The organism is Campylobacter ornithocola (genome assembly GCF_013201605.1).
Taxonomy (GTDB): Bacteria; Campylobacterota; Campylobacteria; order Campylobacterales; family Campylobacteraceae; genus Campylobacter_D; species Campylobacter_D ornithocola.
In genome coordinates, this window is record NZ_CP053848.1 from 327,278 (window position 1) to 343,824 (window position 16,547).

The following is a 16,547-nucleotide window of genomic DNA, read 5'->3' on the forward strand; positions in this document are numbered from 1 at the left end:
GTTTTCTCCTTTATATACTTGATTGGCAAATGATAAAATGATACTTGTAAGTGTTAAAAATAGAATTTTTTGCATATCTTTCCTTAGTTTATAACTATAAATAAAATATAACAGAATTTAGTTAATTTAAAGCATCAAAACAATATCCACTAAATCATTTTCTTTTATATCATCATTTGCTATCATAAGAGCAGCTTTGTGGTTAAGGTTGTTGATGATGGCACTTGAGCCTTGTTTTTTGCCTTTTAAATTGGCATAAATTTTTCCATCTTTAAATTCTACATTGCAAGCCACAAATTCTAAATGTGAACTTTTTTTCTTATAGTCGGTACTTGCAAATGCTTTAAATACATAGTCCTTTTCTTGTAAAAACCAAGCATTTAAAAGCTCTCTTACATATAAGTTAAACATCACCATAGCCGAGTATGGAAAACCCGGTAGGGCAAAGATGAATTTATCTTCAAATTTGGCTATTTTGATGTGCTTGCCAGGCTTTACATCGACTTTGTCTAAGATGATTTCATGCTCTTTAACAGCTTGCTTTAAAAAGTCAAAATCCCCCATGGAAACTCCACCAGTGGTAACTAAAATATCACATGCATTAAGTGCTTGTTTTAAAACACTTGGTGTTTTTTGCATATCATCTTTTAAAAGTGGGAAAATTCTAGCTTCAGCGCCAAGTTTTTTCGCCATATTAGCTATGGCTATATGATTTGATGAGCGAATTTGTGCAGGGTGCTCTAAGCTTTCGCCCAAGTCTTTGATTTCACTTCCACTACTTAGCACACCTATGATAGGTTTAGCAAATACACTAATGTGAAAATATCCAAGCTCAGCTAAAAGTGCTATCTCACTATAGCCTAGTTTTGTACCTTTAGTGAGTAAAATTTCGCCCTCGGTGTAGCTCTCGCCCACCTTTCTTACAGCAAAGCCTTGTGAAACTTTTTCCTTTATATAAATTATGCCGTTTTTAACTTCAACTTTTTCAACAGGCACTAAGGTATCACAACCCTCACTCATCAAAGAGCCTGTAAAGGTTTTAACACATTCTTTATTTTGTATTTTAAAGCTTGGAAAAACTCCCGCAGGTACTTCGCCTATGATAGACAAAGCTTCATCTTGCTCACTAAATTTGATCGCATAACCATCCATAGAAGCAGTGGGAAATTGAGGGTTGTTAGTAGAAGCTTTGATGTCTGTGGCTAAAATTCTATCTAAGCACTGTGTTAAAGCGATGTTTTCTATTTTTTCATATGTTTGTATGTGTGAATGAAGTATGTCTAAACTTTGACTATAAGAAGTTAGCATTTTAGTCCTTAGTGCTTAAAATTCCTGCTCCTTGAAGTTTCAAAGAGCGTTCTTTGGCGTAAATTTTTTCGCCATTAATGATATCATATTTCCATATAGGCGCACTTGCTTTAAAATCTTCTACAAAATCATTAATTAGTTTTAATCCTAATTTTCTTTGCTTGCTTAAAACCCCAGCAAAATAAGAACTCTCATGCACCTTAACCTCACCGATAGAGTGAGCAAACATCAAGCTTGCATTTTCATTTGCGAGTTTTTGGCACCATTTTTCAAACCAAGTTTTTAATAAAGGCTCATATATATCAAAACTCAAAGCCTCAATCTCATCTTCAGCTCTAACTATACCGCAAAATGTGATCAAAGCTCCGTAGTTTTTATCTTTAGCATATTCATACCATCTAGCATAAATGCTAGGAATTTCTAAGGCTCCTTGATGTAATTCAAACATAACTCATCCTCCACAAACCGGTGGTAATAAGCATATTTTATCCCCATCTTTTAAGGTAGTTTCATCATCAAAAATCATTTCATCATTTAAAGCAACCGCACAAAGCTCAAGCCATTCTTTTAAGCTTTCATCTTGCCCTAAAATTACTTTTAATTCTTTAAGATTGCTTACGTTTAGTTCTAAGCTTTCTTTGTTAATTGGCCCTAGAAATTCAACTTTTACCATTTTTTTTTACCTTTATTCTTTTATTTCTAAAATTCCCATCATTCCAAGATCTTCATGCTCTAAAATATGGCAGTGAAACATTCTAATACCGGTAAATTTTTGACTCACTCTAAGTCTTAGTTCTTCACTAGGTCTTACATTAATCGTATCTTGCAATGCTCTGAATTTTGCTTTTGTTATTTTATCCTTAAATTTAGAAGAAATGAGTTCAAATTGTGTTCCATGTATATGGAAAGGATGATCCATATGTGATTTGTTTTTTACTACCCATTCTTCTACTTCATTTAATTTTGAGGTTAAATCCGTTCTATTCATATCAAATGTTTTACCATTGATTAAAAACATAGAAGCAAGGCTTTTTTTGATTTCTTCTTCACTTTTTTTACTTATACCATGCATTTGCATATGATCTTCGCTCATAATCACTTCTTTAAAGCTTGTAACTTCTTTTAAAGGTGAAAATTCGCGTAATTTTTCAGGTATGTTTTCTATAGTTTTTTCTATTTTAAGATCAGCTAGCATAAGAGTGTAAGGTTCTTCTTTAACAAGCATTTTATCGCGGTCATAATAAATGCTTTCAAGTTTAAAATTACCCTTACTTGCTTTGATTAACACTTCTACTCTTGAAGCAGGACTTAAAAATAACTCATCTAATTCAACACCTTTTTCTATAAGCCCTCCATCAGTTCCTACTAAAATAAATTTAGCACCTTTAATGCGTAAATTTAAATATCTTGCCGCACAAAGATTATAAATACGAATTCTTTGAGCTTCTCCAAGTGTTATTTTTGGTTTTAATTGTCCATTGATAAGAACTAAATTTCCTTCTCTACCATTTAGCCAATCAAATAAATTATTATCAGGAATTTGTGCATTTTCATCTAAACGCAAATCACTAATCACCCAATCTTGCTCTTTTAAATGCGACAATGCATCTTTTTTAGCTTTTACCACAAATACCCCTGCTAGGCCTTTATAAACTTGCTTTGCTGTGGTGTAGTGTGGGTGCGGATGATACCAGTAAGTTCCTGCTGAATTTTCTCCAAGTTTAAAGCGATAAATTCTTTCTCTACCAGGCATGATAGGATCATGTGGGTTGCCATCTTGTTCAGGTGGTATGTCAAGTCCATGCCAGTGGATAGTAGTTGGTTCTTTTAAACTATTTTTTACCAAAATTTCTACAGTATCACCTTCATAAACTTCTATTTTAGGTCCAGGTATAGAGCCATTGTAAGTAAAGCATTTTGTTTTTTTGCCTTTAACAAGTTCTATTTGACTTTCTTTGATTTCTATACTTGATCTGAAGAAATTTTTCTTTGTACTTGTATTTTTTAGAAGTTTTAATTTTGTTAATGTTTGTCCGCTAGGAAAGTTTTTTTCATCGAGTAGTTTAATGTTTGGATTTTCTAGTTTTATAAAAGAAGTATCGATTTCTTTTATATCTTTTTTTGCATGTTTTGAGTGCATATTGTGATGAGAATGATCTCCCATTGCATACACACTGCTAATGCTTGCTAAACCTAAAACATTAAATTTTAAAAATAACCTTCTGTCCATTAAATTTTTTTACTCCTAAATTAATTTTGATTTAGATTTTGATTATAACTATTATTTGATTAATGATTGTAAATTATAAAAACAAGATATAATTTTAATATGATTTGTTATACAAGCAGTTTAAATCAAAAAATTAAGGAAAAATAATGCTAATTAAAAATCATCTAGATAAAAATTTTCAAACTCCTGCTTATATTTTAGAAGAAGATAAACTAAGAAAAAATTGTGAGCTTTTGACTAAAGTAAGTGAGCAAAGTGGAGTAAAAGTTTTACTTGCCTTAAAAGGTTTTGCTTTTTCAGGTGCTATGGATATAGTGGGTGAGTATTTATCAGGTTGTACTTGTAGTGGGCTTTGGGAAGCTAAATTTGCAAAAGAATATATGGGTAAAGAAATTCATACTTTTTCACCCGCTTTTAAAGATGATGAAATAGATGAAATCATAGATCTTTCACATCATATAGTATTTAATTCTTTTAATCAATTTAAAAAATTTAAAGATAAAGCAAGTCACAAATCTCTTGGCCTGCGTTGTAATCCAGAGCTTTCAGTGGCTCCAAAAGAACTTTATAATCCTTGCGGTAGATTTTCAAGATTAGGAATTTGTGCGATTGATTTTGAAAATGAAGATTTAAGTGCTTTAAGCGGACTTCATTTTCATGCTTTATGTGAAGAAAGTGCGCATTCTTTAGAGCTTGTGTTAAATGCTTTTGAAACTAAATTTTCAAAATTTATTAAAAATATGAAATGGGTTAATTTTGGTGGGGGTCATCATATCACAAAAGAAGGTTATGACACGCAAAAACTAATTGATCTTTGTAAAAAATTTAGTGATAAATACGGAGTGCAAGTATATCTTGAGCCCGGTGAGGCTGTGGGTTGGCAGTGTGGGACTTTAGTCGCAAGTGTGATAGATATAATAGAAAATGAGAAAAAAATAGCTATTTTAGATACTTCAAGTGAAGCTCATATGCCAGATACTATCATCATGCCTTATACAAGTGAGGTTTTAAATGCTAGAATCTTATCAAGTCGTGATGGGGAAAAATATAGTGAGTTAAAAGAAGATGAATTTGCTTATTTACTTGGTGGTAATACTTGCTTAGCAGGGGATATCATGGGTGAGTATGCTTTTAATCAAGAGTTAAAAATAGGGCAAAAAATAGTATTTTTAGATCAAATTCATTATTCTATAGTTAAAAACACTACTTTTAATGGAGTAAGACTTCCAAATTTAATGTTCTTAGATAAGAATGAGAATTTATCTATGGTTAGAGAGTTTGGTTATGAAAATTATTCGAAAAGAAACTAAAAATTGAGTTTTTTTGTAGTTTTTTGCAAATTTATGTTTTTTAAATAAAACTTTTTTTAAAATAAAAATGGAAACTGAAAATTAACAAAACTACAACGCTAAGCTTTTTCTAGCGTGTAATGTTTAGGAGTAATTTATGCATAGAGTTATACTAGCTCTTTTAGCCTGTTTTAACTTTCTATTTGCTCAAGAAAATTTTGAAGTTAAAAATACTCAAATTTGGGATGTGCAAAGAGTGATGAATATAGAAAGTTATCAAAATTTTGGTGCTTTGTGGACTAAACTACAAGGTGAGTATATTGCAAGTGCTGTTTTAATTATACTTATAGTGGTGATTTCGGCTTTTGCTTTGCACTATATGGTTATAGGTCCAAAGAAATTTTCTCATGATGGTAAGAAAATTTATGCTTTTTCGGTATTTGAAAGATTGTTTCATTTTGTAGCAGCAATCTCTTGGATTATCCTTGTGCCAACTGGACTTATTATGATTTTTGGATCGTATTTTGGTGGTGGATTTTTTGTAAGAATGTGTAAAAACTTACATGGTATCGCTACTATTTTGTTTATCATTTCTATCATTCCTATGCTTTTGTGTTGGATTAAAAGAATGCTTCCTGCAAGTTATGATTTAAGATGGATGATGATAGTGGGTGGATATTTAAGTAAAGAGAAAAAACCTGTGCCTGCAGGTAAGTTTAATTTTGGTCAAAAATCTTGGTATTATATAGCTGTTTTTGGTGGCTTTTTGATGATAATTACTGGTGCGTTTATGTTTTTCCTTGACTTTAACTCCACTTCTTTGCAGTCTATTTTTGGAATTTCTCATATAGATATTTTAAGAGCTTCAGCTATCATCCATAATATTTTGGGTATTTTATGTGCGGTATTTTTTGCTATTCATATTTATATGGCTGTATTTGCTATTAAAGGAAGTATCCACTCTATGATTAGTGGTTATAAAGAAGAAGAGGAAGTTTATATTTTACATTCTTATTGGTATAAAGAATTAAGCGATAAAAAGCAAATCAATCCATCATTTACTTACGATTCTAAAACAAAATTTTAAAATCTCACTTGATTTTTTTAAATTTTCCTTGTTATAATCAAATAAAAATAACAAGGAAAATGAATGATACAAGATATTGATCTTTCGCGTAAATATTTTTATGAATTTTTTTCAAAAGCTTTTAATTTTATTGATGAAAATGAATTTAAAATTTGGCACGAGCAAGTTTTAGTTTTAGCTCAAAGCCCTTTAGATGATAGTTTAAGATCTGATTTTGAAAAACTTAGCTCATGTGATTTTGTAAGTTTTAAAGAAGAGCAAAATGCTGTATTTTTTGATTTTTCTTATGTGAATGTACCTATTAGCGCTTCTTTTTACGATGAGGGCAGAGATGATGGTAAAATGAAACTTCAAGCTTGCGAAATCATTAGAAAAACCAAATTTAGAAAAAAAGAAGATTGTAGACAAAGTGAAGATGAATTTGGCTTTTTATTTGCTTTTATAGCAAGTATTATTGAGCATGATTTAAAAGTTACACAGCAATTATTTCGTTTTGTGATAAATCCTGTAATAGATGAATTTATAGAAAAATTGCAAATTCATAAAAACTCAAATTTTTATATTTGCATTGCTAATATTATGAAAGTTTTTTTTACAAATGAAAGAGCTTATTTAGAAGTGCAAGCGCCTATAAAAAAAGAAGGTAAAAGTATAGCAGATGAGGCTTTACAAAGACTTCCTTATGAACCAAGACTTCCTACTAAATTTAGTAAAACAAATATAGAAGAACTTAGTAAATTATAAAAATTAATATGTATTTTGTTACCAAAATACATATTATCAAAATCATCTTTTTATGAAAATAGAAATTAAATAAAATCTTAAGTGAAAATATGCAAAATTTATTTCGTTAAGTGTGTAAATACTTTAACAATAAGGTATTTATAGTTATTCTTTACTTTTATTTCAAAGGAGAGAACATGGAGGCCAATCAAAGAAGGGATTTTTTAAAAAAATCTTTGAAAATTGGTGCTTTAGGGGTAGTAGCTGGAGCGAGTGTAAATGCTTTAGCTAAAGATGATTACCAAGAGCAAAATACTGTAGTTTTGGGAAAAAGTACTAAAAAAGAAGTACTTTATAAAAAGACTATGCATTGGGAAAAATACTACAAAATAGCTTATTAATTAAGAAAGGAAGAAGATGGCATTAGCAAGAAGAAATTTTCTTAAGCTTGCTGGTATTGCTAGTCTTGGAAGTGCGGCTTTTGGTAGTGAAAACAAAGCCATTAGAGTTGCAAGTGAGCAAGAAGTAGCAAATCCTTATCCAGATTCTAAGATTGTTAGAACAATCTGCAGTATCTGTAGTGCAGGCTGTGGAATTAAAGCAGAAGTGCAAGATGGAGTTTGGGTGCGTCAAGAAAACGCTATAGAACATCCTATTTCACAGGGATCACACTGCTGTAAAGGGATAGATCAAATCGATCTTACTAAATCAAAACAGCGTATTAAATATCCTATGAAAAAAGAAAACGGTAAATGGGTGCGTTTAACTTGGGAGCAAGCTATCAATGAAATTGGTGATAAAATGCTTGAAATCCGTAAAGAAAATGGACCTGATAGCGTTATGTTTTTAGGTTCGGCTAAATTTAATAACCAACAAGCTTATTATTTTAGAAAATTTGCAGCATTTTGGGGTACTAATAATATAGACCACGTTGCTAGAATTTGACACAGCGCAACAGTCGCCGGTGTGGCGAATACATGGGGTTATGGCGCTATGACAAATCATTTTGGTGATGTGACTAAACACTCAAAAATGATGATTATTTTTGGTGCAAATACTGCTGTGGCAAATCCTATTGGATTTAAACACTTATTACAAGCAAAAGATCGTAATAATGCTAAATTAGTAGTTGTAGATCCTGTATTTACAAAAACTGCAGTGCATGCTGATGAATATGTGAGAATTCGTCCAGGTACAGATATAGCTTTAGTTTATGGTATGCTTCATTTGATCTTCAAAAATGGTTGGGAAGATAAAGAATTAATCAAAACTAGAACTTATGGAGTTGAAGAAATAAAAGCAGAAGCTGCTAAATGGACTCCTGAAGTTGTAGAAGATGTAACAGGTGTTCCGGCTGCTCAACTTGAAAAAATCACAAGAATGTTAGCTACAATTAAACCTGCTACGCTATTTTGGGCTTTAGGTATTACTCAACACTCAGTAGGTAGCTCTAATACAAGAATTCTAGCTATCTTACAACTCGTTCTTGGTAATATAGGCAAACCAGGCGCAGGAACAAACATCATTAGAGGTCATGATAATGTTCAAGGTGCTACTGATATGGGTTGTTTGGCTGATACCTTACCAGCTTATTATGGACTTGATGATAATGCTTGGAACCATTTCTCCAATGTATGGAATGTCGAAAGAGAGTATTTAAATTCAAGATTTTATTCTAAAGAATGGATGCATGAAAAAGGCTTTTCACTAGCAAAATGGTGGCAAGGTGTTTTACATGAAGAAAAAACTTATTCAAACTCACCTATCCGCGTACTTTGGGTGCAAGGAACGGGTATTACTTCTATGGCACATACGGTAAAAATTCAAGAAGCACTTAAAAAGCTTGATATGATCGTAATTGCTGAACCTTTTGTAAATGAGGTAGCAGTTTTAGCAGATCGCCCAGATGGTATTTATATCATTCCTGCTTCAACTCAATTTGAAACAGAAGGCTATGTGACTGCAACTAACCGTGCTATGCAATGGCGTTCTCAAGTAGTAAAACCAATTTATGAAAGTAAAGAAGATCAAGAGATTATGTTTGCTTTTGCTAAAAAATTTGGTTTTTATAAAGAATATACTCGTGGCATGAAAATGGAATTAAAAGATCATAAACTTGTACAAACAAGAGATGATAGTGATGATAATTTCGTATGGCCTGATGATGCTACAAGAGAAATGAGTAATGGTCTTTTAAGTATAGGTTTAAGAGGTATTTCAGCTGAGCGTCTAAGAAAACACCAACAAAATTGGGAGCATTTTGATCCTGATACTCAAAGAGGTCTTGGTGGTGAAGTTAAAGGTGAATACTATGGCTTACCTTGGCCTTGTTGGGATAAACAACACCCAGGTACTTCTATCATGTGGAATACTGATATACCTTATGAAGAAGGTGGTATGGGCTTTAGAAATCGCTTTGGTTTAGAGCATGATGGACATTCTCAGTTAGCAGATGATAGTTTTACTCCAAAAGGATGTAAAGTTAAAGGCGGATACCCACAAATTACTAAAGAAAATATCGAAAAAGTGTTTAATATTAAACTAAGTGATAAAGAAAAAGAACTAATGGGTGCTAGCTGGAGCACAGATATTTCAGGTATTATCTTAGAAAAATGTAGGGAAAAAAGTGCTTGTTGTTTAGGTAATGCAAGAGCTAGAATGAAAGTTTGGGAATTTGCTGATCCTATTCCACTACATAGAGAGCCTATTCACTCGCCTCGTTGGGATTTGGTTAAAAAATATCCTACTTGGGGTGATCAAGAGAAAAACTTTAGGGTTGAGAGTAAATTTATTAGTGAGCAACAAAAAACAGATTGGAGCAAAGAGTTTCCAACTATTATTTCAAGTATGCGCTTAGTAAATTTAAGCGGTGCGGGTATGCTTGAAAGAACTAGTAAATATCTTGCAGCTATTACACCTGAGATGTTTGCTAATGTACACCCTGAACTTGCTTTAAAATATGGCATAAATGATGGTGATATGATGTGGATTCATTCACCACAAGGCACTAAGATTAAAGTAAAATGTGTGCATAATCATTCAGTTACACCAGATAGAATTTGCTTGCCTTATAACTTTGCAGGTATTATGCAAGGTGTGGATTTAAGTTATAATTATCCTGAAGGCACTAAACCTTATACTATAGGGGAAAGTTCTAACACGGTTACTAACTATGGTTTTGATATAAATACGCAAATTTCTGAGTTTAATGCAGGACTTTGCAGACTTGAAAAGGCTTAAGGGGTAAGTTATGGCTAGAATGAAATTTTATGTAGATAATAATCGCTGTATTTCTTGCTTTGCTTGTCAAGTAGCTTGTTCAAGTGCGCATGAAGTACCAGTGGGGATTAATAGAAGAAAAGTAATCACTCTAAATGAAGGTATAGAAGGCAAAGAGTTTTCAACAACTCTTGCTTGCCAACATTGTACAGATGCTCCATGTGAGCAAGTTTGTCCTGTAAAATGCTTTTATATTAGAGCTGATGGTATTGTTTTACATGATAAAAAAACTTGTATAGGTTGTGGATATTGTCTTTATGCTTGTCCTTTTGGTGCCCCACAATTTCCAAGAGATGGTGCTTTTGGCATTAAGGGTGAAATGGATAAATGTACTATGTGTGCAGGTGGTCCTGAGCCTACTAACTCTCATGAAGAAAGAGAGCTTTATGGACAAAATCGTATCGCAGAAGGTAAAGTGCCTATGTGTGCTGCGGTTTGTTCTACAAATGCACTTTTGGTTGGTGATGCAGCTGAAGTTAGTGCAATGTATAGGAAAAGAGTTTTGCTTAAGGGTCAAAATTTAGGACTTGATGCAAAATAATTCAAAGGGTGTTTACAAGCACCCTTTTTACTACTTATAATCCAAGGTTAATTCATGGAAGAGCTAATTTTACAAATTCAAAAAAATCTTGATGAAAATAATAAACTTACTTGTAAAAAAGCACTAGAACTTTTAAAACAATATTCTAAAGAAGATTTTCAAACTGCTATAAAAGAATTAGGTGTAAAAATTTCAGATTGTGAGCTAGGTCAATTTGGCAAGTTAAGCAAAAATATAGCAAAAAGTGAAATTTTAGAAAAATTAGAAACAAAATTAGATTCTAAGCGTCGTATATCATGTAAAGATGCTTTAGAATGTGCTAAAGACTTTAATATGGCTGATATTAGAGCCACACTTAAAACTTATAAAATTGATGTTAAACACTGTGAACTTGGTTGTTTTGAAGAAAAAAAAGGTAAAAAGTTTCATATAAAAAGTAAAATTTGGATAGAAAATTCTGATGGAGAATTACTTTTTGGTAAAGGTAAAACAGATATTTTAGAATTAGTAGGAGAATGTGGAAGTATTTCTCAAGTAGCTAAGCAATTAGGGATTAATTATAAAAAAGCATGGCTTTATATACAAGATTTAGAAAAAAACATGAAAGAAGAATTACTCATTGCTAAAAAAGGAAGAGGAAGTGAAGCTGGTAGTAAACTTACTCCAAGAGCATATGAGTTAATTCAAAATTTTAAAATTTTACAACAAGATGTAGAAGAATATACTAATAAACGCTTTAAAGAATTATTTTTTAAGAAAAATCAAGAAAAAGACAAAACTTAATTTGAATACAAGTTATAACAATATATCATTAAATAAAAAAGGCAAAAAATGAAAATTGATTGTAGAGACTTAGCTTGTCCGCGTCCTGTGATAGAAACAAAAAAAGCTTTAGAAGAGTTAAAAGAAAATGAAAATTTAGAGATTCTTTTAAATTCTCAAGCTTCTAAAGAAAATGTAATGAGATTTTTAAAATCTTTAAATTTGGAATTTAGTGTTAAAGATTTAGATGATGAAAGTATTATTAGCATCGTAAAAGATAGTAATATAGCTCAAACTCAAGAAAAAAATCTGCAAGAATATAATGTATTATTTCTAAAAAGTGATAAAGTAGGTGAAGGAGAGTTAGGTAAAAATTTAATGTTAGGTTTTTTAAAAACCCTAAAAGATTTACCTAATAAACCTGTAAAAATCCTTTGTGTCAATGATAGTGTTTTGATGAATGTTGATTGCTCTCATATGGCTTTTGAAGCTATGAAGGAGCTTGAAAATTTAGGAGTTGAAATTTACAGCTGTGGGGCATGTTTGGAGTTTTTTGGCAAAACTCAAGAGCTTAAAATAGGTAAAATAGGTAATGCCTATGAAATTTTAAATGAACTTTTTGGAAAGGCAAAGATTATTTCTTTATGATATATAAAGATCAAAAACTAACCCATTATGTAAAAGCTGCGGGTTGAGCTGCCAAATTAGACTCGGTGGGTCTTGACAAAATTCTTGGCATTTTAAAACCGCATAAAAACATTTTAAGTGGTGTTAATAATAACGAAGATGCAAGTGTTTATAAGCTAAATGAAGATTTAGCTTTAGTGCAAACTCTTGATTTTATTACACCTGTGGTTGATAGTGCATATCATTTTGGCACTATAGCTGCTGCAAATGCCTTAAGTGATGTATTTGCTATGGGTGCTGAGGTGATTAATGCTTTAAATATTGTAGGCTTTGATACTTGTCATTTTAACAATGAAATTTTACTTGAAGTGTTAGAGGGTGCTAGAGCTAAGGTTGAAGAAGCAGGAGCTGTGCTAGTAGGTGGGCATACTATAGAAAATGATGAATTTATTTTTGGACTTAGTGTAACAGGCGTAGTTCATCCTAAGAAATTTATAGCTAATAATAGTGCAAAAGATGGCGATGTGATTTTACTTACCAAGCCCATAGGCAGTGGTATTATCAGCACTGCTATAAAAGCTAGTTTGCTAGAAAAAGAAAAAATTTTAAAAGTAGTAGAGCAAATGAGTTTTTTAAATTTATATGCAAGTCGTATTTTGAGAGGATTTAAAAGTCTTAGTGCTTTAAGTGATGTAACAGGTTTTGGTCTTTTGGGACATTTAAAAGAAATGTTAAATAAAGAGATTATGATAGAAGTATATAAAAACGAAATTCCTTTAATAGATGATGTTTTATCTATGGCTAATATGGGAATTATTCCTGCAGGAGCTTATAAAAATAAAGATAGTTTAAAAACTTGGGTTGAAAATTTAAGCGAAAAAGATGCGGATATAGTTTTTTATGATCCTCAAACCTCAGGTGGACTTTTAGCTGCCTTGAATGAAAAAGAAGCAGATGAAGCCTTAAAAATTTTAAAAGAACATAACATAGAAGCAAAAATCATTGCTCAATGTGTAAAAAATACTCATAATTATTTATTATTACACTAATATTTTATTTACAATCAAAAATATATGTTTATATTTGTTACTTTTTGACATATAAAGGCAAATTATAATTAAATATATGTTGATTTTTGTTGCAATTTTTGTATCATAAATACATATTAACTATTAAAGTGGAGGAAAAAATGATACAAAAAGCTTTGCAATTAGCTGAAGAATTACAAAGAAAGATAGAAAGTAATATCTCTCAAAGCGAAAAAGAATTTCATGCCAAAATGCAAAAACTTTTAAACAATCCTAAAAATAAAGTGATGTTGATTGAGCTTTTAGACCGATCTTTTAGATGTAAAGATAAAGGTGCGAGTTTTGAACTTATAGAGCATACTTTAAACAAATATGGTATAGCAGACTTTTTTAGTGCTTTTGAAAAATTCTTGCTTTTTTCATTTTTAAATTTTGGAAAATTTGCACCAACTCTTAGTGTGCCATTTTTCATTAAGCATTTAAGAGAAGATACTAAAGCTATGGTTTTAGATGCAAATCCTAGTGTATTAGAGCCTCATATGCGTAAAAGAAAAGATGAGGATAAAATCACCTTAAATGTAAATTTAATTGGTGAAGAGGTCTTAGGTGAAGCTGAGAGTGCTTATAGGATGAAAAAATATGAAGAAGCGTTAAAAACTAGCTATATTACTTATATTTCTATTAAAATTACTACCATTTTTTCCCAAATCAATATTATTGATTTTGAATACTCTAAAGATGAAGTAGTAAAAAGATTAGATAAATTATATGCTCTTGCATTAGAGGAGGAAAAAAAGCAAGGTGTATCTAAATTTATCAATCTTGATATGGAAGAATTTAGAGATTTAGAATTAACTGTTGAGGCCTTTATGGAGAGTGTTGCAAAATACGATATTAAAGCAGGTATTGTTTTACAAGCTTATTTGCCTGATTCTTATGAGTATTTGAAAAAACTTTTTGCTTTTTCAAAGGAAAGAGTTTTAAAAGGTATGAAACCTATAAAAATTCGCTTTGTTAAAGGGGCGAATATGGAAAGTGAAGAAACTATAGCTTCACAAAGAGGTTGGGCACTACCTACTTTTTATAAAAAAATTGACACTGATAGTAACTATAAAAAAATGCTTGATTTTGTATTAGAAGGAGATAATCATAAGTATATTAATATAGGTATAGCAAGTCATAATTTATTTGAAATAGCTTATGCTTATACTAGAATTTCACAAGCAGGAGCTTTATCATCTTTTACTTTTGAAATGCTTGAAGGTATGAGTTTGCAATGCTCTTATGAACTTTCTAAAATGCATGATCTTATACTTTATGCACCAGTGTGTGATGAAGCACATTTTAATAATGCTATTGCATATTTAGTAAGAAGACTTGACGAAAATACTAGTGAAGATAATTTCATGAGATATTTTTTCAATCTTAAAATCAATGATAAAAATTGGCAAATGCAAAAAGAATTATTTGTAAAATCCTTAGAAGGTGTTGCTAGTTTGGATAATTCTACCCATAGAATTCAAGATAGAAATAATGAAGTAAAGACTATAAGTTCTTATGAGAGTAAAGAATTTAAAAACGAACCTGATACAGATTTTATCTTAAAAGCAAATAGAGAGTGGGCTAAGGGTATAAGAGCTAAGTATGAAAATTTAGAAAATTATGATGTGTATCCAGTTATAAAAGATGAAATTAAAAATGAAAATTTACAAGTAGTAGAAGTTAAAGATAAAATCAAAAATCGTACTATAGGTAAAGCATACTTGGCAGGTGAAACAGAGATTAAATATGCTTTAGATGTGGCTAAAAATTCAAATTTTAGCGAGTTAAGCCATGATGAAATTTATAAAATTTTAGCAAAAACTGCCCAACTTGTTAGAGAACGTAGAGGGGATTTAATAGGTATAGCAGCCTTAGAAGTAGGAAAAACTTTCTTGGAAATTGATCCTGAGGTTAGTGAGGCTATAGACTTTTTAGAATTTTACCCATATTCTTTAGAAAAATTAAAAGAGCAAAATCCAAATACAACTTTTAAAGCAAAGGGTATAGGTGTGGTAATTGCACCATGGAATTTCCCAGTAGGTATTTCAGTGGGAACCATAGCAGCACCTTTAGCTGCAGGTAATAAAGTGATATATAAACCTTCATCTTTATCGATGTTAACAGGTTATATGCTTTGTAAATGTTTTTGGGATGCAGGAATTCCAAAAGATGCTTTGATTTTCTTACCTGCTAAAGGTAGCGATATATCAAAATACTTGCTTGTTGATCAAAGTGTGAAATTTTCAGTATTAACTGGTGGAGAAGAAACTGCTTATGCAATGCTTAAAGCTAATCCAACCTTGCTTTTAAGTGCTGAGACAGGTGGTAAAAACGCAACTATTGTTTCTAAATTTGCTGATCGTGATAGTGCGATTAAAAATATCATTCATTCAGCATTTTCAAATTCGGGTCAAAAATGTTCAGCTACTTCTTTGCTTGTTTTAGAAGAAGAAGTTTATAATGATGAGGAATTTAAAAAGACTTTGGTAGATGCTGCAAATTCTATGGCTGTTGGAAATCCTTTTGTATTTAAAAATAAACTTGGTGCTTTAGCGGATAAACCAGATGTAAAATTACAAAAAGCTTTAGATGAGTTAGCTCCTTATGAAAGTTGGGCTTTAAAACCTAGATTTATAGATGACAACCCTTATCTTTTAACTCCAGGGATTAAATATGGCACTAAAAAGGGTGATTTTACACATATGAACGAACTTTTTGCACCAATTTTAACTGTAATGAAAGCAAAAGATTTAAAAGAAGCTATTGATATAGTAAATTCTACTGGCTATGGTTTGACAGCTGGATTTGAAAGCTTAGATGAGAGAGAATGGGAGTATTTTCACACTCACATAGAAGCAGGAAATATATACATTAATAAACCAACAACAGGTGCTATAGTTCTTAGACAACCTTTTGGTGGTATAAAAAAATCAGCAATTGGTTTTGGTAGAAAGGTAGGAATTTATAATTATATCACCCAATTTATGGATATAGAACAAAGTCAAGCTGATCAAAATGTTTTAGATAATGAAATGATTTCAAATTTAAATGCTTTGAGTCTTGATTTAAATGAAAAAGATAAAGCAGATTTTGAAGTTATTAAAGCTATGGCGAAAAGTTATGCTTATCATGCAAAGCATGAATTTGCGAGTGCGAAAGATTATGTTAATATTAGAGGTGAGGATAATCTTTTCTCTTATACAAAGGTAAAAAATATTGCTTATAGAGTACATAAAGATGATAGCTTAAAAGATATTTTAGGGGTTATTTTAGCAGCTAGTGTGCTAAATATTGATCTTATTTTGAGCTATGATGAGCATGAGAAAATGGATCTTGTGCAAAAGATTAATCAAAAAATTAGCTCAAAAACTTTATTTCTCAAAGAAAGTAAGGAAAATTTCATTAGCAAAATAGCTGATTATGAAAGAATTCGTTATTTTGCTCCATTAGATGTTAATGATGAAATTTTTATAAAAGCAGCAAGTTGTGCAAAAATCATTGCCAATGTTAAGCCTTTAATAAATGGTCGTTTTGAGCTGCTTTTATATCATAATGAAAAAGCTTTAAGTATATCTTTCCATCGTTATGGAAATTTAGGCATTCGTGCTTTAAAATGAAAAAAAGGAGAATA

The 16,547-nt window shown here is 31.1% G+C and carries 14 protein-coding genes; 10 read left to right on the plus strand and 4 right to left on the minus strand.

Annotated elements, in window-relative coordinates; all coding sequences use genetic code 11:
* Window positions 1–126 precede the first annotated feature (126 nt).
* Genes CORN_RS01770 through CORN_RS01785 form a run of 4 tightly spaced genes read right to left on the minus strand, consistent with a single transcriptional unit; the run spans window position 127 to window position 3,538 of the window.
* Window positions 127–1,308, minus strand: coding sequence for a molybdopterin molybdotransferase MoeA (locus CORN_RS01770; RefSeq protein ID WP_066007173.1), 1,182 nt, complete (start codon window positions 1,306–1,308; stop codon window positions 127–129).
* Between the two features lies 1 nt (window position 1,309).
* Window positions 1,310–1,756 carry a molybdopterin synthase catalytic subunit gene (locus CORN_RS01775; protein ID WP_066007171.1) on the minus strand — a complete coding sequence of 149 codons (447 nt, stop codon included), beginning with the start codon at window positions 1,754–1,756 and terminating at the stop codon, window positions 1,310–1,312.
* A 3-nt stretch (window positions 1,757–1,759) separates the two neighbouring features.
* Window positions 1,760–1,981, minus strand: a complete 222-nt coding sequence (locus tag CORN_RS01780) for a MoaD/ThiS family protein (RefSeq protein WP_066007169.1) — start codon at window positions 1,979–1,981, stop codon at window positions 1,760–1,762.
* A gap of 12 nt (window positions 1,982–1,993) precedes the next feature.
* Window positions 1,994–3,538, minus strand: coding sequence for a multicopper oxidase family protein (locus CORN_RS01785; RefSeq protein ID WP_066007167.1), 1,545 nt, complete (start codon window positions 3,536–3,538; stop codon window positions 1,994–1,996).
* Between the two features lie 146 nt (window positions 3,539–3,684).
* Here CORN_RS01785 and nspC point away from each other — a divergent pair, with 146 nt between their 5' ends.
* The 10 genes from nspC (at window position 3,685) to CORN_RS01840 (ending at window position 16,533) form a co-directional block, all read left to right on the plus strand.
* Entirely contained in the window at window positions 3,685–4,848 is a 1,164-nt protein-coding gene (gene nspC / locus CORN_RS01790; RefSeq protein WP_066007165.1) for a carboxynorspermidine decarboxylase, read from the plus strand.
* Between the two features lie 136 nt (window positions 4,849–4,984).
* Complete coding sequence (locus CORN_RS01795) at window positions 4,985–5,914, plus strand: formate dehydrogenase subunit gamma (protein ID WP_039627999.1); 930 nt, start codon at window positions 4,985–4,987, stop codon at window positions 5,912–5,914.
* Window positions 5,915–5,977: 63 nt separating this feature from the next.
* Entirely contained in the window at window positions 5,978–6,658 is a 681-nt protein-coding gene (locus CORN_RS01800) for a molecular chaperone TorD family protein (RefSeq protein ID WP_094750281.1), read from the plus strand.
* A gap of 176 nt (window positions 6,659–6,834) precedes the next feature.
* Window positions 6,835–7,038 carry a twin-arginine translocation signal domain-containing protein gene (locus tag CORN_RS01805; RefSeq protein ID WP_012661099.1) on the plus strand — a complete coding sequence of 68 codons (204 nt, stop codon included), beginning with the start codon at window positions 6,835–6,837 and terminating at the stop codon, window positions 7,036–7,038.
* 16 nt (window positions 7,039–7,054) lie between these two features.
* A complete protein-coding gene (locus CORN_RS01815; RefSeq protein ID WP_094750280.1) occupies window positions 7,055–9,877 on the plus strand; it encodes a formate dehydrogenase subunit alpha in 2,823 nt (940 codons plus the stop codon).
* A gap of 10 nt (window positions 9,878–9,887) precedes the next feature.
* Complete coding sequence (fdh3B, locus tag CORN_RS01820; protein WP_039662920.1) at window positions 9,888–10,457, plus strand: formate dehydrogenase FDH3 subunit beta; 570 nt, start codon at window positions 9,888–9,890, stop codon at window positions 10,455–10,457.
* A gap of 54 nt (window positions 10,458–10,511) precedes the next feature.
* Entirely contained in the window at window positions 10,512–11,240 is a 729-nt protein-coding gene (locus CORN_RS01825; protein ID WP_066007159.1) for a winged helix-turn-helix domain-containing protein, read from the plus strand.
* Between the two features lie 48 nt (window positions 11,241–11,288).
* Window positions 11,289–11,867, plus strand: a complete 579-nt coding sequence (yedF, locus tag CORN_RS01830; protein WP_066007157.1) for a sulfurtransferase-like selenium metabolism protein YedF — start codon at window positions 11,289–11,291, stop codon at window positions 11,865–11,867.
* Window positions 11,864–12,895, plus strand: coding sequence for a selenide, water dikinase SelD (gene selD / locus CORN_RS01835; protein ID WP_094750279.1), 1,032 nt, complete (start codon window positions 11,864–11,866; stop codon window positions 12,893–12,895). Before yedF ends, selD begins: the two co-directional genes overlap by 4 nt.
* 140 nt (window positions 12,896–13,035) lie before the next feature.
* Window positions 13,036–16,533, plus strand: a complete 3,498-nt coding sequence (locus tag CORN_RS01840) for a proline dehydrogenase family protein (RefSeq protein ID WP_066007153.1) — start codon at window positions 13,036–13,038, stop codon at window positions 16,531–16,533.
* Window positions 16,534–16,547: the final 14 nt, after the last annotated feature.

Bases quoted from the DNA above. Each gene is read 5' to 3' on its own strand.
- CORN_RS01795 (WP_039627999.1), top strand. From the start codon at position 4,985: ATGCATAGAGTTATACTAGCTCTTTTAGCCTGTTTTAACTTTCTATTT.
- CORN_RS01785 (WP_066007167.1), bottom strand. From the start codon at position 3,538: ATGGACAGAAGGTTATTTTTAAAATTTAATGTTTTAGGTTTAGCAAGC.
- CORN_RS01800 (WP_094750281.1), top strand. From the start codon at position 5,978: ATGATACAAGATATTGATCTTTCGCGTAAATATTTTTATGAATTTTTT.
- yedF (WP_066007157.1), top strand. From the start codon at position 11,289: ATGAAAATTGATTGTAGAGACTTAGCTTGTCCGCGTCCTGTGATAGAA.
- nspC (WP_066007165.1), top strand. From the start codon at position 3,685: ATGCTAATTAAAAATCATCTAGATAAAAATTTTCAAACTCCTGCTTAT.
- CORN_RS01780 (WP_066007169.1), bottom strand. From the start codon at position 1,981: ATGGTAAAAGTTGAATTTCTAGGGCCAATTAACAAAGAAAGCTTAGAA.
- fdh3B (WP_039662920.1), top strand. From the start codon at position 9,888: ATGGCTAGAATGAAATTTTATGTAGATAATAATCGCTGTATTTCTTGC.
- CORN_RS01840 (WP_066007153.1), top strand. From the start codon at position 13,036: ATGATACAAAAAGCTTTGCAATTAGCTGAAGAATTACAAAGAAAGATA.
- CORN_RS01770 (WP_066007173.1), bottom strand. From the start codon at position 1,308: ATGCTAACTTCTTATAGTCAAAGTTTAGACATACTTCATTCACACATA.
- CORN_RS01805 (WP_012661099.1), top strand. From the start codon at position 6,835: ATGGAGGCCAATCAAAGAAGGGATTTTTTAAAAAAATCTTTGAAAATT.
- CORN_RS01825 (WP_066007159.1), top strand. From the start codon at position 10,512: ATGGAAGAGCTAATTTTACAAATTCAAAAAAATCTTGATGAAAATAAT.
- CORN_RS01775 (WP_066007171.1), bottom strand. From the start codon at position 1,756: ATGTTTGAATTACATCAAGGAGCCTTAGAAATTCCTAGCATTTATGCT.